General features: G+C 50.9%; 17 protein-coding genes and 1 tRNA gene. 11 read left to right on the top strand and 7 right to left on the bottom strand.

The genetic code is table 11. The features are described 5' to 3' along the window. Window positions 1-7: 7 nt before the first annotated feature. Both OH773_RS00115 and OH773_RS00120 read left to right on the top strand, forming a co-directional pair. Entirely contained in the window at window positions 8-772 is a 765-nt protein-coding gene (locus tag OH773_RS00115) for an amino acid ABC transporter permease (RefSeq protein ID WP_270141900.1), read from the top strand. Beyond that, window positions 759-1,481: an amino acid ABC transporter ATP-binding protein gene (locus OH773_RS00120; protein ID WP_183272354.1), complete on the top strand. Its 723-nt coding sequence runs from the start codon at window positions 759-761 to the stop codon at window positions 1,479-1,481. Before OH773_RS00115 ends, OH773_RS00120 begins: the two co-directional genes overlap by 14 nt. Window positions 1,482-1,506: 25 nt before the next feature. On the opposite strand, the gene emrD is transcribed toward OH773_RS00120, so the two are convergent. The 3 genes from emrD to OH773_RS00135 form a co-directional block, all read right to left on the bottom strand. Continuing rightward, window positions 1,507-2,691 carry a multidrug efflux MFS transporter EmrD gene (gene emrD / locus OH773_RS00125; protein ID WP_270141902.1) on the bottom strand — a complete coding sequence of 395 codons (1,185 nt, stop codon included), beginning with the start codon at window positions 2,689-2,691 and terminating at the stop codon, window positions 1,507-1,509. Between the two features lie 248 nt (window positions 2,692-2,939). Beyond that, on the bottom strand, window positions 2,940-3,029 hold the full coding sequence (locus tag OH773_RS00130; RefSeq protein WP_122974051.1) for a type I toxin-antitoxin system toxin TisB: 90 nt from the start codon (window positions 3,027-3,029) through the stop codon (window positions 2,940-2,942). A gap of 430 nt (window positions 3,030-3,459) precedes the next feature. Then, entirely contained in the window at window positions 3,460-3,849 is a 390-nt protein-coding gene (locus tag OH773_RS00135) for a hypothetical protein (protein WP_270141906.1), read from the bottom strand. 93 nt (window positions 3,850-3,942) lie between these two features. On the opposite strand from OH773_RS00135, the gene OH773_RS00140 reads away from it, so the two are divergent. After that, a complete protein-coding gene (locus tag OH773_RS00140) occupies window positions 3,943-4,560 on the top strand; it encodes a hypothetical protein (protein ID WP_270141908.1) in 618 nt (205 codons plus the stop codon). A gap of 75 nt (window positions 4,561-4,635) precedes the next feature. On the opposite strand, the gene OH773_RS00145 is transcribed toward OH773_RS00140, so the two are convergent. Beyond that, window positions 4,636-5,298: an OmpA family lipoprotein gene (locus OH773_RS00145; protein WP_270141910.1), complete on the bottom strand. Its 663-nt coding sequence runs from the start codon at window positions 5,296-5,298 to the stop codon at window positions 4,636-4,638. A gap of 212 nt (window positions 5,299-5,510) precedes the next feature. Here OH773_RS00145 and OH773_RS00150 point away from each other — a divergent pair, with 212 nt between their 5' ends. Then, window positions 5,511-7,784 (top strand): molybdopterin guanine dinucleotide-containing S/N-oxide reductase, encoded by a 2,274-nt coding sequence (locus OH773_RS00150; protein WP_270141912.1) that lies wholly within the window; start codon window positions 5,511-5,513, stop codon window positions 7,782-7,784. Here OH773_RS00150 and OH773_RS00155 read toward each other — a convergent pair. After that, on the bottom strand, window positions 7,753-8,193 hold the full coding sequence (locus OH773_RS00155) for an N-acetyltransferase (protein ID WP_270141914.1): 441 nt from the start codon (window positions 8,191-8,193) through the stop codon (window positions 7,753-7,755). The two genes, OH773_RS00150 and OH773_RS00155, sit on opposite strands and share 32 nt — an antisense overlap. Next, a complete protein-coding gene (gene tag / locus OH773_RS00160; RefSeq protein WP_270141917.1) occupies window positions 8,190-8,753 on the bottom strand; it encodes a DNA-3-methyladenine glycosylase I in 564 nt (187 codons plus the stop codon). Before tag ends, OH773_RS00155 begins: the two co-directional genes overlap by 4 nt. Window positions 8,754-9,017: 264 nt before the next feature. Here tag and OH773_RS00165 point away from each other — a divergent pair, with 264 nt between their 5' ends. Both OH773_RS00165 and OH773_RS00170 read left to right on the top strand, forming a co-directional pair. After that, on the top strand, window positions 9,018-9,731 hold the full coding sequence (locus tag OH773_RS00165) for an autotransporter domain-containing protein (protein WP_270141919.1): 714 nt from the start codon (window positions 9,018-9,020) through the stop codon (window positions 9,729-9,731). A gap of 238 nt (window positions 9,732-9,969) precedes the next feature. Continuing rightward, window positions 9,970-11,172, top strand: a complete 1,203-nt coding sequence (locus tag OH773_RS00170; RefSeq protein WP_270141921.1) for an L-lactate MFS transporter — start codon at window positions 9,970-9,972, stop codon at window positions 11,170-11,172. On the opposite strand, the gene OH773_RS00175 is transcribed toward OH773_RS00170, so the two are convergent. Beyond that, window positions 11,163-11,747: an HD domain-containing protein gene (locus OH773_RS00175; protein WP_270141923.1), complete on the bottom strand. Its 585-nt coding sequence runs from the start codon at window positions 11,745-11,747 to the stop codon at window positions 11,163-11,165. The two genes, OH773_RS00170 and OH773_RS00175, sit on opposite strands and share 10 nt — an antisense overlap. A 302-nt stretch (window positions 11,748-12,049) precedes the next feature. On the opposite strand from OH773_RS00175, the gene eptB reads away from it, so the two are divergent. The 5 genes from eptB (at window position 12,050) to dppC (ending at window position 18,706) form a co-directional block, all read left to right on the top strand. After that, entirely contained in the window at window positions 12,050-13,732 is a 1,683-nt protein-coding gene (gene eptB / locus OH773_RS00180; protein WP_270141925.1) for a kdo(2)-lipid A phosphoethanolamine 7''-transferase, read from the top strand. Window positions 13,733-13,832: 100 nt separating this feature from the next. Beyond that, a tRNA-Pro gene (locus OH773_RS00185) sits at window positions 13,833-13,909 on the top strand. 1,054 nt (window positions 13,910-14,963) lie between these two features. Beyond that, window positions 14,964-16,571, top strand: a complete 1,608-nt coding sequence (gene dppA, locus OH773_RS00190; RefSeq protein WP_270141927.1) for a dipeptide ABC transporter periplasmic-binding protein DppA — start codon at window positions 14,964-14,966, stop codon at window positions 16,569-16,571. A 203-nt stretch (window positions 16,572-16,774) separates the two neighbouring features. Further along, on the top strand, window positions 16,775-17,794 hold the full coding sequence (gene dppB / locus OH773_RS00195; protein ID WP_270141929.1) for a dipeptide ABC transporter permease DppB: 1,020 nt from the start codon (window positions 16,775-16,777) through the stop codon (window positions 17,792-17,794). 9 nt (window positions 17,795-17,803) lie between these two features. After that, a complete protein-coding gene (gene dppC / locus OH773_RS00200) occupies window positions 17,804-18,706 on the top strand; it encodes a dipeptide ABC transporter permease DppC (protein ID WP_270141931.1) in 903 nt (300 codons plus the stop codon). The last annotated feature ends 3 nt before the right edge of the window (window positions 18,707-18,709 follow it).

Here is an 18,709-nt window from a genome sequence, read left to right on the forward strand (position 1 = left end):
GACAGGTATGACCGGATTTCGCTGGGAGATAATCTCAGAATACGCGCCGCTATTTATGCAAGGCGCGATCATGACCATCAAATGCACCATCATCTGTGTCATTTTGGGTACCACCTGGGGTTTATTGCTTGGCCTGGGTCGTATGGCGCATGCCGAAGATGGCCCATGGAAACATGTATTGCGCTACGCCGTGCAGTGGCCGGTGCGTATTTACGTGAGTGCCTTCCGTGGTACGCCACTGTTTGTGCAAATCATGGTGGTTCACTTCGCGTTGGTACCTCTATTCATCAACCCGCGTGATGGAATACTGGTCACCAGTGGGCTGATGTCGGTGGATTTTGCCCGCGAACTGCGCTCTGAATATGGTGCATTCCTGTCGTGCGTGGTCGCGATAACGCTTAATGCCGGGGCGTATGTTTCTGAGATTTTCCGTGCGGGCATTCAGTCAATCGACAAAGGCCAGATGGAAGCATCGCGTGCGCTGGGAATGGGCTGGGGCAAAACGATGCGCAAAGTTATTTTGCCGCAGGCGTTCCGCCGGATTCTTCCTCCACTGGGCAATAACGCCATCGCCATTGTGAAAGATTCTTCGTTGGCTTCAGCGATTGGCCTGGCAGATTTGGCTTATGCAGCACGTACTGTTTCTGGCGCTTATGCGACGTATTGGGAACCCTACCTGACGATCTCATTGGTTTATTGGGTATTAACATTCCTGCTCTCGCTGATGGTGCAACACATGGAAAAGAGGCTTGGCAAAAGTGATTCACGTTAATGATTTACAGAAACAATTTGGCAAAACTCATGTGCTGCGTGGTATTTCATGTGATATCGCGCCACAGGAAGTGGTGTGCGTGATTGGCCCGTCGGGTTCAGGTAAAAGTACTTTTTTACGTTGCCTGAACGCGCTGGAAAAACCGGATGGCGGTGAAGTGGTGGTGAACGGTTTTGCGGTGCACGACCCGAAAACCAACCTCAATACCCTGCGTTCCGGTGTGGGGATGGTCTTTCAGCGCTTTAATTTGTTCCCGCATATGACGGTGCTCGAGAACCTGACGATGGCGCCGATGTCGCTCAAAGGTTTGTCGAAAGCTGAAGCGGTTTCGCGTGCGGAAAAACTACTGCAAAAAGTGGGTCTGATAGACAAAATTGATGCCTGGCCATCGAGCCTTTCTGGTGGGCAACAGCAGCGTGTGGCGATTGCGCGTGCGCTGGCAATGGAGCCGTCGATCATTCTGTTTGATGAACCGACCTCAGCACTCGACCCGGAGTTAGTGGGAGAAGTGCTAGCGGTGATGAAGCAACTGGCGCTGGAAGGCATGACGATGGTTATCGTTACCCACGAAATGGGTTTTGCCCGTGAAGTTGCCGATCGTGTGGTGTTTATCGACCAGGGCGTGATTCAGGAACAGGGGCCACCGTCGCAACTGTTTAACAATCCGACCAACCCGCGTACCAAAGAGTTTTTAAGTAAAGTGCTTTAAGAATAACGGCGGGTGAAAACCCGCCTTACGCTTGTTGCTCGGTTTGCTGGAATTTATGCGCAAGCGGCAGCCAGCAGAACAAAATCATCACGCCCATGGCGGTCATTAACATACCGAGGCTGAATTGTCCGGTCTGTGGCAGCAAGGCAGAAAACCACGCCATCGCCCCAGAACCAATGTTTTGCAATCCACCCACTAATGCGCCAGCAGTCCCTGCGAGGAACGGGAATGGCTCCATCGCGCCACTGGTTGCCAGCGGGAATAGCATCCCGGCACCGAAGAAAAATAGCGCCGCAGGCACCAGCAGCGTCCAGATATTCATGAAACCGAGCCAGCCTGGGATCCACATCAGGATGCCCGCAATCAGGCAGCTCAAAACCGCCTGCCACATCAGCGATGAAAAACGGGCATTTTGTCGGCCTGCGTACCACGAACCAAAAAATGCCGCCGGAATCGGCAGAATAAACAGAATGCTGACGACAACACCGTTTAGCCCCAGCACGCCGCCCATCAATACGCCGGAGCAGGCTTCGAAGACCGCCACGCCAGCCAGGCCGCCCACCAACATGAGCAAATAGCAGTTAAACGAGCCGCTGCCCAGCAGTGCTTTGTAGCTCGCGATCAGACGTTGAGGTTTGGCCTGAACGGGTCGAGTTTCTGGCAGCCAGCGCAGCATGCAGATCGCGACAATAATGCACAGCACCAGCAGGAAGCCGTAGCAGGTGCGCCAGCCCCAAATGGAATCGAGCATGCCGCCAATCACTGGTGCAATCAGCGGGCTGACAAGGATCCCCATATTTAACAAACTATTGGCCTGGCGAAGCGATGACCCTTCGTACAAATCGCGTGGCATGGTTCGTGCCATGACGCCCGCAACACCGGTTCCCATCCCCTGCAATGCGCTGGCAATCACCAGTGCGGTCAAATTGGTGGTAAACAGCGCCCACACTGTCGCGAGCATAAATATGCTCATACCCGCCAGAATAACCGGACGGCGGCCAATACGGTCTGAAATCGGCCCGTAGAAAAGCTGCGATACGCCATAGGTCAGCAAATAGGCTGCCATCACGCGTTGGATCGCGCCGTTGCGAACACCAAAGTCGTGAGCCATATCGGGAATCGACGGAATATAAATGGTTTGCGTCATCTGCCCGACGGCAACCAGAAGAATTAACATCATCAGCAGGTGAATGTTGGCTAATTTTTTCATTGTCTCAGGTGCGTTGTAGGGATTTATGTGCCAGTAGTCAGTGTATAAATCTAACTGAATCTAAAAATCGAGAGGAATCTACCACACAAAGGCAGCGAGGCCATATGGTGTAATGCTTTTTGATCGGGGATTTAATGGCAGCTTTTAAAGCCTGAACGGCAATTTTTGTTGCCAGCGAAACGGCAGTCAGAATTTATTAAAAGGAGGCGGTTTCCCGCCTCCTTTAGATGCGACCAGAAGGCCATGAATTACTTGAAGTATTTCATGGCAACTTCAAGCAGTTGCAGCAACGCAACCATGAGTTTCAGAAACAGAATAGCCAGTTCCATCAAGCCCATACGCTTTCTCCTGTGGTCAGGAGCACTTTCAGCCGACGCGCCTTTCCGCTGCCTGTAGTCTGCTGAATTTGTTGACGTTACTAGATGTGCTCCTCTGAGGTTAAGGCACTGACGGCACCACCCGTTTCAGACAGGACTTGTATTCCGCGGCGGATTGCGGCCTCAGAGCACATCACTTTCAACACACTCAGTATATCTGCTTAACTGTATAAATAAACAGTGTTATAATGAAAATGCGAACAGGTTCGCAAGCAGCCTGGTTATGAGCTGCTCACATTATCAGCAAGTATTTGCATCGCTGTAGGTTTCGTCGTATATTTTTGAAGTTGATGTTACTAGGTGTGCGACGCAGAAATCGGCACTATGCAGTAAAAACAAAAGACCTCGCCTCACCAGCGGGGTTTTTTGTTTTTGGTGATTAGTTAGAGAATCATCGCGGAACAGCCTGCCCAAAACCATCGCCACTATCAGTGCTGTTATCCATTCTGCCTCTGGCTTCCAGCCTTTCTGCCCGCATTTGTTCGCTAATCGCCTTGCGCTGTTCCGGGGTTAAATTTTCACGGTTGTTGAGGGGATCGAGCTGTTGCGAGCGGATAAACTCGTCGGTTTCGGTTGGACCATACGTACGATGCCCGTCATAGCCTGAGGTATCCCTCGAAGCGCAGCCAATCATGGCGAACGGGATAAGCAATAACAGGGCAAGTTTGTAAGCCATATTTTTTCCTGAGCCAGCACGATGGATATCGAATTCACGCAGCGTATCACGATAGTTTAGCTGCGACTGTCTGGCGTCACACGATTCCACGAAATCTTTAAACACACTCTTTCACTCCACTTTCCTCCCCAGTTTTCATTTGCGAATTACCCTTAATGAGCGTGCTAATTATTCATCCGCTGAATACTGGAGAGAGACATGATAAAGCATCGTTTTTCCGCATTATTGCTCAGTGCTCTGTTGCTGAGTGCGGGGGCAGTGGCGGTTCAGCCTGATAACGTTATTAGGCCAATTCGTGGAGTAATTGATTCGGTGAATGGCAATGAAGTCGCAATCACTACCCGGCAGGGGGAGAAGCTCGAGGTGGCTTTGACAGACAAAACCAAGGTGAATAGCGTCAGCAAGGCCAACATCAGCGACATCAAGCCTGATAGTTTTATTGGCACGGCTGCCGTGCAGCAGGCCGATGGCTCGCTGAAAGCGTTGGAGGTGCACGTGTTTTCGCCAGACTTACGTGGCTCAGGCGAAGGGTTTAATCCCTTTGAATCTGCAGACGGTAACGTCAACACGATGACGAACGGTACGGTTGGCAAACTGGTGAATAGCAATGGCCGCACCATGACGGTGAAGGTTAAAGACCAGGAGAAAACGGTGATCGTTCCTGACGATGTTCCCGTTGTTTTGATTACCCCAGGAATGCGGAACCTGCTACAACCCGGTACCAAAGTGGTGCTGCATGCTGTGAAAGACGATAAAGGCCAACTGGTGGCGCGGGGTATTTCTGCGGGCAAAGACGGGCTGACGCCGCCGATGTAAGTTTTGGCGTTTGTGTTGGACTAAATAGCATTGCCCCGGGAGATTCCCGGGGCGCGAGCGCATCAATTCTAATGATTAAGACAGTGGGCTCAGCGTAATTTCTACTCGGCGGTTTTGTGCCTTACCTTCAGCCGTGCTGTTGCTGGCAATAGGGTTTGCAGGCCCCATACCCGTGGTCCGCACACGGTTTGCTGCAACGCCCTGGGTAATCAGTGCACTGCCCACGCCATCGGCACGCTGTTGGGAGAGCTTCATGTTCAGATCATTGCTGCCGGTGCTGTCGGTGTAACCCACGACGTTAACCGCAGTTTTTGGATATTCTTTCAGTACCATCGCCACACCAGTCAGGGTGTTAGCACCCGCTGGTTTCAGCGTTGCGCTACTGCTGTCGAAAGTGACGTTGTTTGGCATGTTAAGTACGATATTGTCGCCATTACGCGTGACGCTTACGCCGGTTCCCTGCATTTTTTCACGCAGTTTAGCTTCTTGCACATCCATGTAATAACCAACGCCACCGCCTAATGCAGCGCCTGCTGCGGCACCAATCAATGCACCTTTGCCGCGATCTTTTTTCGATGACGAAAGAGCGCCGACGCCAGCACCTACCAGTGAGCCAATACCGGCTCCAATACCCGATTTACCCGCTTCACGTTCGCCGGTGTATGGGTTGGTAGTACAACCAGAAACTGCTAACGTGCCGCAAACAATAGCGGCAATCATCATGACGCGTTTTTTCATCTCATTTCCTTTGTGAATTAAATAACTCAACCGCATGCTCAGCGGCGGTTGATTATGCCGCGTGAATGTGTAGAAGTTTCTATAGAGTCGTCTGAATTTCTAAATAAAATATTGAGTGGTCAATAGACCGCCACCTGCAAACAGGGGAGCCCGAATTGGCTAGTGCATCTTCATCAAATAAAAAAATTCTAACAGCCGCACACTGGGGTCCTATGCTCGTCGAAACCGACGGGGTACGCGTGATCAGCTCGACGGGCGCACTGGAAACCGGGCATGAGAATTCATTGCAGAGCGCTGTTCCTGACCAGGTTCACAGCAAGGCTCGCGTGCAATTCCCGATGGCTCGCAAAGGATTTCTGGCATCACCTGACGCGCCGCAAGGTGTGCGTGGTGAGGACGACTATGTACGGATTAGCTGGGATGAAGCGTTGCAACTCATTCACCAGCAACATCAACGTATTCGCGAGAGTTATGGCGCAGCCTCGATTTTTGCTGGTTCCTACGGCTGGCGCTCCAATGGTGTGCTGCACAAAGCGGCGACGTTATTGCAACGTTATATGAGTCTGGCGGGCGGATATACCGGTCATCTTGGCGATTATTCTACCGGTGCGGCGCAGGTCATCATGCCGTACGTGGTGGGCTCCAATGAAGTTTACCAGCAGCAAACGAGCTGGCCTTTAGTGCTGGAACATAGTGATGTCGTGGTGTTGTGGAGTGCTAACCCACTGAACACGCTAAAGATTGCGTGGAATGCCAGCGATGAGCAGGGCGTGAAGTATTTCGAACAACTGAGAGACAGCGGCAAAACGGTGATCACCATCGATCCGATGCGATCGGAAACGGTGGATTTCCTCGGTGAAAAAGCACAGTGGATTGCGCCGAATATGGGCACTGATGTGGCGCTGATGCTGGGTATCGCCCATACGTTGGTGATCAATGGCTGGCACGATACGCAATTCCTTGCGCGGTGCACGCACGGTTATGACAAATTTGCGGCTTATCTGTTGGGCGAATCTGACGGCCAGCCAAAAACAGCGCATTGGGCGGCTGAGATTTGCGGCGTACCGGCACAAACCATCGACTATCTGGCACGGTTATTTAGTGAAAAACGCACCATGTTGATGGCGGGCTGGGGAATGCAGCGTCAGCAGTACGGCGAGCAAAAACACTGGATGCTGGTCACACTGGCGGCAATGCTTGGACAGATTGGTACGCCAGGCGGCGGATTTGGGCTTTCATATCACTTTGCGAACGGCGGTAATCCGACACGTCGCGCTGCGGTACTGGGATCCCTGCAAGGCTCGGTGAAAAACGGTATTGATGCCGTGGAAAAAATCCCGGTGGCGCGCATCGTCGAAGCGCTGGAAAACCCAGGCGGCGAGTATCAGCATAATGGGCTGCAAAAAACCTTCCCGGATATTCGAATGCTGTGGTGGGCGGGCGGTGCCAATTTCACCCATCATCAGGACACTAACCGTCTGATTAACGCCTGGCAGAAGCCGGAGCTGGTGGTCATTTCCGAGTGCTTCTGGACGGCTGCGGCGAAACACGCGGATATTGTCCTGCCGATCACCACATCCTTTGAACGCAATGATTTGACGATGACTGGCGATTACAGCAACCAGCATCTGGTGCCAATGAAGCAGGTCATTTCACCGCAGGGTGAAGCACGTAATGATTTTGATGTTTTTGCGCAACTCAGCGCATTGTGGGAAGAAGAGGGCGCAACACGTTTCACGGAAGGGAAAACCGAGCTGCAATGGCTGGAAGAGTTCTATGAAATCGCGCGTAAGCGTGGGGCCGCTCAGCAGGTAGAGTTACCTGATTTCCAACAGTTCTGGGATGCTAACCAACTGATAGAAATGCCAGAAAGTGAGAAGAATGCCGCTTTCATTCGCTTTGCTGATTTCCGCGAGGATCCACAGGCTAACCCGTTAAAAACCCCGAGCGGCAAAATTGAAATTTTTTCCGAGCGCATCGCCAGTTTTGCTTATGCTGACTGTCCAGCACACCCGACCTGGCTTGCTCCGGATGAATGGCAGGGCAATGCTGAGCCCGGCCAGCTCCAACTGCTTTCGTCGCACCCGGCGCACCGTTTGCACAGCCAACTGAACTATGCGGCATTACGCGAGAAATACGCTATTGCCGGACGTGAGCCGTTAACACTGCATCCCAAAGATGCCGCAGAACGTGGCATCGCCGATGGGGATTTGGTGCGTGTCTGGAATGCGCGTGGGCAGGTGTTGGTTGGGGCGTTAGTCACGGATGGCATCAAGCCGGGCGTGGTCTGTATTCATCAGGGGGCATGGCCGGATTTAGATGACCGGAAATTGTGTAAAAACGGTGCGGTAAACGTGCTGACGCTGGATATACCGACTTCGCGGCTGGCCAATGGCTGTGCCGCGAATTCATCGCTGGTGTGGGCCGAAAAATATCTCGGCCCAGCACCGGAAGTCACAGCGTTTCTCCCTCCTGCCAGCTCATAATCCACGTCGGGTGGTGCGTTTCATTTTGCCAGGCGCTTTCTTCAATGCGAAAGCCCTGGTGATGATAAAAATGCACAGCCCGATGATTTTTCTGGTAAACCTCAAGACTCAGTGCGGAATAGTGCGTTTTGACGTGTGCCATCAACGCCTGTCCAATCCCTTTACCGATAAACGGTTCACTTACAAACAGCGCACCAATAAAGTGTGAGTCCAGCACGCTGATAAATCCCACTATTTTGCCATTTTCGATATAAACCCAGGTGGCAGACTGTGGAATATAAACTTTTCGTACGATGGACTCACTTTCATGCCAGTAACGCTCGCGGATAAACGGATGTGCCTGAATGGTGCTGGCAAGCCAAATCTCGATCAGCTCATCCATTTCATCCGGTTTCAGGCGGCGAATCATTTCAGGTTATCTGGGTGGCAGAAACAGCTCGTCACATGGTCGTTAACCAGACCACAGGCCTGCATAAATGAGTAGCAAATCGTCGAGCCTACAAATTTGAAGCCACGCTTTTTCAGTGCTTTGGAGAGCGCGTCAGAAGCGGGTGTGGTGGTTGGGATTTCAGCAAGCGTGGCGGCTTGCGTCACTTGCGCCTGATTGTCGACAAACGACCAGACAAACTCAGGGAATTTCTCGCCGTTCGCTTCCATCGCCAGGTAGGCTTTCGCGTTATTGATAATGGCTTCTATTTTTCCGCGATGGCGGATGATGCCTGCGTCCTGAACCAACAGATCGACATCCTCTGGCTGCAGTAATGCCACCGCTTGCGGATCGAAATTTTTAAAGCAACGACGATAGTTTTCGCGCTTTTTCAACACGGTAATCCATGACAAACCGGCCTGCTGTCCTTCAAGGCAGATCATCTCGAAAAGGTGTTGTCCATCGGTTACCGGCACGCCCCATTCTTTATCGTGATATTCCATATAAAGCGGATCCTGGGATACCCATCCACAACGCAACATACGTTTCTCCTTTGATGAAATTTCTCGTGCCAACTTGACGTGCCAGATATAGAGACAATAGTTAATTCAGGGCTATCCCTTGCATACTTCAAGTCGCCTCTTTGTTGGCTACGTTTGCTCACCCGAATCACTTACTTATGTAAGCTCATCGGGATTCGCTCTCTTGCCGCCTCGATGCACCTTGAATTATTTTTGGGCTATCCGCAAGCCCGCCAAAAACACAAAAAATATCGCCGGATTTGGCTCTTTCCTGGAGTCGCTTTAATGATAATAAATATACACAGTGGTCACCGTGTCACTCTCACTACGGTGCTGGCTTTATGTTCTCTCTCCTATGCTACGAATGTCTTTGCCTGGCAACAAGAATATGTTGTTGAGGACGCACCGGGCGAAACACAGGATCGTTATACCTGGGACAGCAGTCATCAACCAAGTTATAACGATATTCTTGCTGAACGGATTAATTCTTCTTTTACCTCCCAAAACCAGGAGGGGCTATCGGTCGTTTCTGGTAACGATAGCGTTAACGCTGATAACTCACTTTTGGGTATCGGCTGGAATATCAATTTGCCTGGAAATATCACCACGGGGCCGACAGCTAAGTACCGCTGGGACGGTTCATCGACCGGGATTTATAACGAGTACGGTGATTCGGTTGTTGGGTCTGGGTTTAACGACCAACTTTGGCATGCCAGCGTCTCTACCGTGGGCTGGCGCCTGGATTCGTCACTTGGCTACCTGCATCCGTGGGCACAGGTCAGTTACAACCATCAGTACGGTGATAACTTGTGGAAAGCCCAGTCAGGGCTGAGGGCGAATGTTGCGTCGGGTCAGGATAGCAACTGGATTGATGTCACCGTCGGGGCGGATATGCCCATCGGTAAAAATATGGCCGCGTTTGCTTCGATGTCACAAGCTGAAGGGGCAACCACGGGCGAGGCCTATATATATAACGTTGGCGTCAGCGCACGATTCTGATCATTGATTTAACCTTGAGCTGGTATATTTAACATTTAATTATCAGCATTTACGCTATTTATAGCGATAGTAATCACTAACCGTTCAAAAAATTAATCTCACGTCCAGGCCATTCATTCCCTTTCAGTGGCATTTCATTCCGCTCTGAGTGCATCTCATGCCTTTTTCTCCTGGAATAAAATGCACTTCGTTACTCTTAGCGGCAGAAGATTTCTCTTAAATTTTGCGGACATCTGCCATGAATAATGCCAACTACAACCGTACACGCTGGTTAACGCTAATCGGCACCATCATTACTCAGTTTGCACTGGGTTCCGTTTACACCTGGAGTCTGTTCAATAGCGCGTTGTCGCAAAAACTGGGTGAGCCAATCAGCCAGGTCGCGTTCTCCTTTGGTTTGTTAAGCCTCGGCCTTGCGATCTCTTCCTCAGTCGCTGGCAAACTGCAGGAACGTTTCGGTGTGCGTAACGTGACGATGGCTGCAGGTGTGCTGTTGGGTGTTGGCTTCTTCCTGACCGCTCACTCCGATAACCTGCTGATGTTATGGCTGAGCGCCGGTGTGCTGGTGGGCCTGGCAGATGGCGCAGGTTACCTGTTAACGCTCTCCAACTGCGTGAAGTGGTTCCCGGAGCGTAAAGGCCTGATTTCCGCATTTGCCATTGGTTCTTACGGCCTTGGTAGCTTAGGTTTTAAATACATCGACACGCATTTGCTGGCGACTGTAGGCCTGGAAAGCACCTTCATGATTTGGGGTGGCCTGGCGATGGTGATGATTCTTTTCGGTTCAATGCTGATGAAAGATGCGCCATTGCAGGAAGTGAAAACAGAGAACGGCGTGGCGGAAAAAGATTACACCCTGGCAGAGTCTATGCGTCAGCCACAGTACTGGATGCTGGCAATTATGTTCCTGACAGCCTGCATGAGTGGTTTGTATGTAATTGGTGTAGCGAAAGATATCGCGCAGGGTATGGTGCATTTGACTGCTGAAGCTGCGGCGAACGCGGTGACTGTTATCGCCATTGCTAACCTGAGTGGTCGTTTAGTTCTGGGTATTTTGTCTGATAAAATTGCCCGAATCCGCGTTATCACTATCGGCCAGGTTATCTCTTTAGTCGGTATGGCGGCACTGTTGTTCGCCCCACTCAACGAAGCGACTTTCTTTGCCGCGATCGCTTGTGTGGCCTTTAACTTCGGCGGCACCATCACCGTTTATCCATCACTGGTCAGTGAGTTCTTTGGTCTGAATAACCTGACTAAAAACTACGGTGTGATTTACCTGGGCTTCGGTATCGGCAGCATCTGTGGTTCGATTATCGCCTCTGTGTTCGGCGGCTTCTATGTCACCTTCTGTGTCATCTTCGCGCTGCTGATTTTGTCCCTGGCAATTTCCACGACTATCCGCCAGCCAGCACGAGAAGTCTTGCAAGAAGCTCACGCTTGATAGCGAGCCATTAATGCCGCAAACCATGCCGCCGGGACGTTATACGGCGGCATCATTAATTGTGAAATCCCTTGTTCGATAATACTTTCTGCCTGAATCCTTAACTGCTCATTCCCTCGCTCCAACCCTGCCAACTGAATCCGTTTTTCAATCAAATAGACTCGAGCAAAATTCGGGTCATAGCGTAAAATTTCACGCGTGTTATCAATGATGTCCGCAATTTTAATGGTTTGCGCTTCGCCGCTGGCATTGGCGGTATGCAGGAAATGGGCGCGTTTACGCGTCATGCGGTTGGTGCCGGGGTGCTGTTCGGGGTTTGTCACCATAGCAACAAGCATCGCGACGTCTGGCCCAAAGTGTTCCTGAATATCGACAATCGTGCTGCCGGTGTCCTCTACCGTATCGTGTAGCCAGGCCGCAGCAAGCATCTCCTCAACCAGCGATACGCTTCTGACCAGTTCCACCACGGCGGCGGGATGAACAATGTATGGCTCAAGTGTATATTTGCGGCGTTGATCGCAAGCTGCATGTGCCTTAGCGGCATATCGGCGTGCGCGTTCTTCCAGTGACAACATGATTTCCCCTCCGCATCACCCGTTTTGGCTTATGTGCCCCACAACCCGGTTGTGACGCCTGGTTTTTGTTATGCCTTTTAAAAAGGTAAATCAGGCTAGAGATATGTAAACAACATATCGAATCGCGATTTATGTCGATACTTTTTCTCCACCCTATGCTCTACTAATTCGCACAAAAAATTGGCTAAGAATCGTCCTGATTCGGACTTTATTTTTTCATTACTCAGAATTTTACAAGTTAAAGAGAGTCTGAGTGATGCTTATGACATTTCTTCTTTTGCACTACTTCTTCGGACAACTGCATGAATTACGTTAAATCGATGACCCAGCAGAAGCTGTGCTTCCTGTTAGCGGTATACATCGGACTATTTTTAAACCTTTCGGTTTTTTATCATCGTTTTGAAGGATTCATTCGGGAATTTAGCGGCTTTAAAGCATTTTCTATGTTGGCTGAAGTCGCTGCATGCGTGCTGGTCACTTTCTTCTTACTCCGTCTGTTGTCGCTATTTGGCCGCACGGTTTGGCGAATTCTCGCATCAGTGATTGTGGTGGTCTCTGTCGCTGCAAGCTACTACATGACGTTACTCAACGTTGTTATTGGCTACGGGATCATTGCGTCGGTAATGACCACCGATATCGACCTTTCTAAAGAGATCGTCGGCTATCAGTTTGTGATGTGGATGATTTTGGTCAGCGTTATCCCGCTGGCGTTAATTTGGGGAAGTAATACCCGCGACACCTTGCTTCATCAGTTAAAAACACCAGGCCAGCGCATCAAGAATGTGGCTATTGTGCTGCTGGCAGGGTTGATGGTCTGGGCGCCTTTGCGTTTACTCGATAAACAACAAAACCGTTCTGAGAAACGCTCGACCGTTGATATGCCAAGCTATGGCGGTGTGGTCGCTAACTCCTATCTGCCGTCTAACTGGGTTTCCGCTTTAGGTCTTTTTGCCTGGGCTCAGGCCGATGAATCGACAGATAACAACTCATTGATGAATCCCGCGACCAAGTTCACCTATGTCGCGCCAAAAGAGCTGGATGATACCTATGTCGTGTTTGTGATTGGCGAAACGACGCGCTGGGATCATATGGGGATTTTAGGTTATGGCCGTGATACCACGCCAAAACTCGCCAAAGAGAAAAACCTCGTCTCTTTCCGTGGGGAATCCTGTGATACCGCAACCAAACTTTCGCTGCGCTGCATGTTTGTGCGTGAAGGTGGAGCGGAAGACAACCCGCAACGGACATTAAAAGAACAAAACGTGTTTGCCGTACTCAAGCAACTGGGTTTTAGCTCCGAGCTGTTTGCGATGCAAAGTGAAGTGTGGTTCTACGGCAATACCATGGCAGATAACTTCTCTTATCGTGAGCAAATCGCTGCTGAGCCGCGTAACAGTGGCAAACAAGTCGACGATATGTTGCTGGTTGAGGAGATGAAGCGTTCGGTTGATAAGCATCCAGATGGCAAGCATCTGATTGTGCTGCACACCAAAGGTTCGCACTTCTCTTACGTGCAACGCTATCCGCGCAGCTTCGCTAAATGGACTCCTGAGTGCGTCAGTATTGATTCAGAGTGCAGTAAAGAGCAGTTGATTAACGCATTCGATAACTCCGTGCTCTATACCGATACGGTGCTGGATAGTGTGATTTCCCAGTTGCGTGATAAGCGGGCGATTATTTTCTACGCCTCGGATCATGGTGAATCGATTGATGAGAAAAAGCATTTGCATGGTACGCCACGTAAAATGGCACCGCCTGAGCAATTCCGTGTTCCGTTGTTAGTTTGGGCTTCAGATAAATATCTGGAAAACCCGGATCGCGCGCGTGAGTTTGAACACATGCAGGAACAGGCGAAAATGAAAGTGCCGCGCCGTCATGTCGAGCTGTATGACACGATTTTGGGTTGTCTGGGTTACACGTCGCCAGACGGCGGTATTAACCAGAATAACAACTGGTGTCATGTACCGCAGAAGGCCGCACAGTAACTTTTTCGCCACATATGCTGGAAATTGAATCAAACGGACATAATTTTAAGTATCAGGGATTGACGGCTAAAACGGTGCGCAGTAAGATGCGCTCCGCATTCGGCGAGTAGCGCAGCTTGGTAGCGCAACTGGTTTGGGACCAGTGGGTCGGAGGTTCGAATCCTCTCTCGCCGACCAAATTCGAAAAACCTGCTTTTTAAAGCAGGTTTTTTTTCGTCTGAAATTTGAAGAGGATGAGAATCTCCTTCCTGGCTCAAATCATTAAAACTGCTGACAACTCTGTTATAGGCCTGGATTACTCTTCCCGCAGAGCCCTTAACCATCCATTCAGTGATACCGCCAATTTGGGCCTTTTCACCTTCGCTATAAGCAACGTTACTTTGCTCACTATTTCTGTCTCTTTATCGGCCTGAATAATAATCGCGAGAGAATAATAGATTTTACGTTTTATTATTTTTATTCCAATAGCACTTAAAATTAGCGTTCTTTTTATTGGTTCAATTTAAACGCTCTCTTCCTGAATAGAGTAGAACGGCCTGTTTGGTGGCTCAAAATGGCTTTACCCTTCTGTTTACGTTGTATCCTCCTCGGGAGGACGATTTTGTGACATTTTCCATCGTATTTTGTTATGGAAAATAGTGGTTTTTTACCCCGATGCTTATGTTTCAACCCAGCATGATTCGCTGTAGGAGATATGGATCACAAAACATATCGTTCAGATAATCAGCATTCGGCAAGAAATTTTACAAAATAGACACAACTGAATACGGCTGTAGCTCGTCTTTTAAGCAGTGTAATATTCTAGAAACATAGCCGTAGCATAAATTTCCCTGCTGGAAATAGAGTGACTGGCTTTTTTTTAACTTTGTTCGCTGTTTCTCACCTCGGTTGTAAATCCCCGTTACCTATATTGACGTTTTACTCATCTATTGACAGATTGTAGGGCGTGAGGGGCAAATTATGGACAGTCCGCACTACCACACAGCTAGCCTGACGAAGGGAAACCCTGGCCTCACCATCGCCTCCGGGCACGCCGAACAGACCGCACTCATATAACAAAGGTCTAACGGATAAAAACAACACGACATATGTCCCAATAGATTTCTTGTTGCAGTGTGACGGCAATTGAACAAAACATCGGAGCTTACTTGGGTAAGTGACGGTGTTAGTCAAGGCAGCCTACAAAGCTTCGACAAGAAAGATGAAGGGAACATCACAACGGAGCAGAAGAATGAGTCTTTCCTTGAAGAAGTCAGGGATGCTGAAATTTGGTCTGAGCCTGGTGGCACTGACCGTAGCAGCTAGCGTTCAGGCAAAAACCCTGGTTTATTGCTCAGAAGGTTCCCCAGAAGGTTTTAACCCTCAGCTGTTCACCTCTGGTACTACGTACGATGCCAGCTCAGTGCCAATTTATAACCGTCTGGTTGAGTTCAAAATCGGCACCACTGAAATCATTCCTGGTCTTGCTGAAAAGTGGGAAGTGAGTGAGGACGGTAAAACTTACACCTTCCATCTTCGCCAGGGCGTGAAGTGGCAGGACAACAAAGATTTCAAACCAACGCGTGACTTAAATGCTGACGACGTTGTGTTCTCCTTTGATCGCCAGAAAAATGCAAACAACCCGTACCATAAAGTCTCTGGCGGCAGCTACGAATACTTTGAAGGCATGGGCTTGCCTGACCTGATCAGCGAAATCAAGAAAGTGGACGATAAGACCGTTCAGTTCGTGCTGGCGCGCCCGGAAGCTCCATTCCTTGCCGACCTTGCCATGGACTTCGCGTCTATTCTGTCTAAAGAATATGCCGACAACATGATGAAAGCTGGCACGCCGGAAAAAACTGACCTGAACCCAATCGGTACCGGTCCGTTCCAGCTGCTGCAATACCAGAAAGACTCCCGCATTCTGTACAAAGCGTTCCCAGGCTACTGGGGTACTAAGCCGCAGATCGACCGTCTGGTGTTCTCTATCACTCCAGATGCTTCTGTGCGTTACGCGAAACTGCAGAAAAACGAGTGCCAGGTTATGCCATACCCGAACCCGGCTGATATCGCTCGTATGAAAGAAGATAAGAGCATTAGTTTGATGGAACAGGCTGGCCTGAACGTGGGTTATCTGTCCTTCAACACCGAGAAGAAACCGTTTGATGACGCGAAAGTGCGTCAGGCGCTGACTTACGCGGTAAACAAAGATGCGATCATCAAAGCGGTTTATCAGGGCGCAGGCACTGCGGCTAAAAACCTGATCCCACCAACCATGTGGGGCTACAACGATGACGTGAAAGACTACACCTACGATCCTGAGAAAGCGAAAGCGCTGCTGAAAGAATCCGGCCACGCTGACGGCTTCACCGTTGATCTGTGGGCAATGCCAGTACAACGTCCGTACAACCCGAACGCTCGCCGTATGGCTGAGATGATTCAGGCTGACTGGGCGAAAGTGGGCGTGACGGCCAAGATCGTCACCTACGAGTGGGGCGAGTACCTCAAACGTGCTAAAGCAGGTGAGCATCAGGCTGTGATGATGGGCTGGACCGGCGACAATGGGGATCCGGACAACTTCTTCGCGACTCTGTTTAGCTGTAATGCGGCGAAAGACGGGTCTAACTACTCTCGCTGGTGCTACAAGCCGTTTGAAGACCTGATTCAGCCTGCGCGTGCAACAGACGATCACAACAAGCGTATCGAGCTGTACAAGCAAGCTCAGGTCGTGATGCATGACCAGGCTCCGGCGCTGATCATTGCTCACTCCACGGTATACGAGCCAGTGCGCAAAGAAGTGAAAGGTTACGTGGTTGACCCATTGGGCAAACACCACTTCGAGAACGTTTCGGTCGAATAATACTGGCTGATAACCCCTCACCCGACCCTCTTCCAAAGGAGAGGGCGGAGTCCGAGGGGTTTTTTTCCCTCTCCTGGGGGAGAGAGTTAGGGTGAGGGCGACACATCGCCAACCCGACTTCCCTCCCAGCTTTGCGGAAATTATTTGTGAGCAATACAGACGGAAAGTGACCAGACTTTTCGTCATTACAGAGAATCCGGGATATGTTGCAGTTCATCCTCCGACGTTTGGGACTCGTTATCCCCACGTTTATCGGTATTACCCTTCTTACCTTCGCTTTCGTGCACATGATTCCCGGTGACCCGGTAATGATTATGGCCGGTGAGCGCGGTATCTCTCCTGAACGTCATGCTCAGTTGTTGGCCGAACTCGGTCTCGACAAACCCATGTGGCAGCAATACATCCATTACATATGGGGTGTGATGCACGGTGATTTGGGCATTTCGTTAAAAAGCCGTCTTCCTGTTTGGGACGAGTTCGTACCGCGCTTTAAAGCGACGATGGAACTCGGTGTCTGCGCCATGCTTTTCGCCGTTGCCGTGGGGATTCCGGTTGGCGTTTTGGCAGCCGTTAAACGTGGTTCCATATTCGACCACACCTCTGTTGGCCTGGCGCTGACAGGCTACTCAATGCCTATTTTCTGGTGGGGCATGATGTTAATCATGCTGGTTTCCGTCTACTGGAACCTCACGCCAGTCTCCGGGCGCGTCAGCGATACGGTATTCCTCGATGACACCTTGCCGCTCACCGGATTTATGCTTATCGACACCGCGATATGGGGTGAATCTGGTGACTTCATCGATGCCGTGATGCATATGATATTGCCAGCCGTGGTACTCGGTACCATCCCACTGGCGGTTATCGTGCGTATGACCCGCTCGTCCATGTTGGAAGTGTTGGGCGAAGATTACATCCGTACTGCTCGCGCCAAGGGGTTGACCCGTATGCGCGTCATCGTCGTGCACGCTCTGCGTAACGCCATGCTGCCGGTTGTCACCGTTATCGGCTTGCAGGTGGGAACATTGCTGGCAGGTGCGATTCTGACGGAAACCATCTTCTCCTGGCCGGGCCTTGGCCGCTGGTTGATTGATGCATTACAACGTCGTGACTACCCGGTAGTACAGGGCGGCGTATTGCTGGTGGCGACGATGATTATCCTCGTCAACCTGATCGTCGACCTCCTGTACGGCGTGGTGAACCCGCGTATACGCCATAAGAAATAAGGGTCTATCATGACGCAAATAATTGATAACAAAGTGGTAGCGGCACCCGTCCCCATGACGCCGTTCCAGGAATTCTGGTTCTACTTCAAAAAAAATAAAGGGGCGGTCGTTGGTCTGGTGTATGTCACCGTCATGATCCTGATCGCCATCTTCGCTAACGTCCTGGCCCCACACGGCCCGGCTGAACAGTTCCGTGACTCATTGCTGCACCCACCTGTCTGGCAGGAAGGCGGTAGCTGGCAGTTCCTGCTCGGTACGGATGACGTCGGCCGCGATATCATGGCTCGCCTGATGTACGGCGCGCGTCTGTCGTTGTTGGTTGGCTGTCTGGTGGTGGTACTGTCGCTGATAATGGGCGTGGTGCTCGGCCTGGTCGCAGGCTACTTTGGCGGCCTTATCGACAACATCATCATGCGTGTCGTCGACATCATGCTGGCGCTGCCAAGCCTGCTTCTGGCTCTGGTATTGGTCGCGATATTTGGTCCATCGATAGTTAACGCCTCGCTGGCACTAACCTTTGTTGCGCTGCCGCACTATGTGCGACTGACGCGTGGTGCGGTGCTGGTGGAAGTAAATCGCGACTACGTGACCGCTTCTCGCGTTGCAGGCGCGAGCTCTATGCGCCAGATGTTCATCAACATTCTACCGAACTGCCTCGCACCGCTTATCGTGCAGGCTTCTCTTGGCTTCTCTAACGCCATTCTCGATATGGCCGCTCTCGGCTTCCTCGGCATGGGTGCGCAACCGCCAACACCGGAGTGGGGCACGATGCTCTCCGACGTGTTGCAGTTCGCCCAAAGTGCCTGGTGGGTTGTCACCTTCCCTGGTGTCGCAATCCTGCTGACGGTGCTGGCATTTAACCTGATGGGTGACGGGCTGCGTGACGCGCTCGATCCTAAACTCAAGCAGTAGAGA

The sequence above is a fragment of the Buttiauxella sp. WJP83 genome (assembly GCF_027594725.1).
In the GTDB taxonomy this organism is placed as follows: domain Bacteria; phylum Pseudomonadota; class Gammaproteobacteria; order Enterobacterales; family Enterobacteriaceae; genus Buttiauxella; species Buttiauxella selenatireducens.

Bases quoted from the DNA above. Each gene is read 5' to 3' on its own strand.
- OH773_RS00115 (WP_270141900.1), top strand. From the start codon at position 8: ATGACCGGATTTCGCTGGGAGATAATCTCAGAATACGCGCCGCTATTT.
- emrD (WP_270141902.1), bottom strand. From the start codon at position 2,691: ATGAAAAAATTAGCCAACATTCACCTGCTGATGATGTTAATTCTTCTG.
- OH773_RS00130 (WP_122974051.1), bottom strand. From the start codon at position 3,029: ATGGGCTTGATGGAACTGGCTATTCTGTTTCTGAAACTCATGGTTGCG.
- OH773_RS00140 (WP_270141908.1), top strand. From the start codon at position 3,943: ATGATAAAGCATCGTTTTTCCGCATTATTGCTCAGTGCTCTGTTGCTG.
- OH773_RS00145 (WP_270141910.1), bottom strand. From the start codon at position 5,298: ATGAAAAAACGCGTCATGATGATTGCCGCTATTGTTTGCGGCACGTTA.
- OH773_RS00150 (WP_270141912.1), top strand. From the start codon at position 5,511: ATGCTCGTCGAAACCGACGGGGTACGCGTGATCAGCTCGACGGGCGCA.
- OH773_RS00155 (WP_270141914.1), bottom strand. From the start codon at position 8,193: ATGATTCGCCGCCTGAAACCGGATGAAATGGATGAGCTGATCGAGATT.
- tag (WP_270141917.1), bottom strand. From the start codon at position 8,753: ATGTTGCGTTGTGGATGGGTATCCCAGGATCCGCTTTATATGGAATAT.
- OH773_RS00165 (WP_270141919.1), top strand. From the start codon at position 9,018: ATGATAATAAATATACACAGTGGTCACCGTGTCACTCTCACTACGGTG.
- OH773_RS00170 (WP_270141921.1), top strand. From the start codon at position 9,970: ATGAATAATGCCAACTACAACCGTACACGCTGGTTAACGCTAATCGGC.
- OH773_RS00175 (WP_270141923.1), bottom strand. From the start codon at position 11,747: ATGTTGTCACTGGAAGAACGCGCACGCCGATATGCCGCTAAGGCACAT.
- eptB (WP_270141925.1), top strand. From the start codon at position 12,050: ATGAATTACGTTAAATCGATGACCCAGCAGAAGCTGTGCTTCCTGTTA.
- dppA (WP_270141927.1), top strand. From the start codon at position 14,964: ATGAGTCTTTCCTTGAAGAAGTCAGGGATGCTGAAATTTGGTCTGAGC.
- dppB (WP_270141929.1), top strand. From the start codon at position 16,775: ATGTTGCAGTTCATCCTCCGACGTTTGGGACTCGTTATCCCCACGTTT.
- dppC (WP_270141931.1), top strand. From the start codon at position 17,804: ATGACGCAAATAATTGATAACAAAGTGGTAGCGGCACCCGTCCCCATG.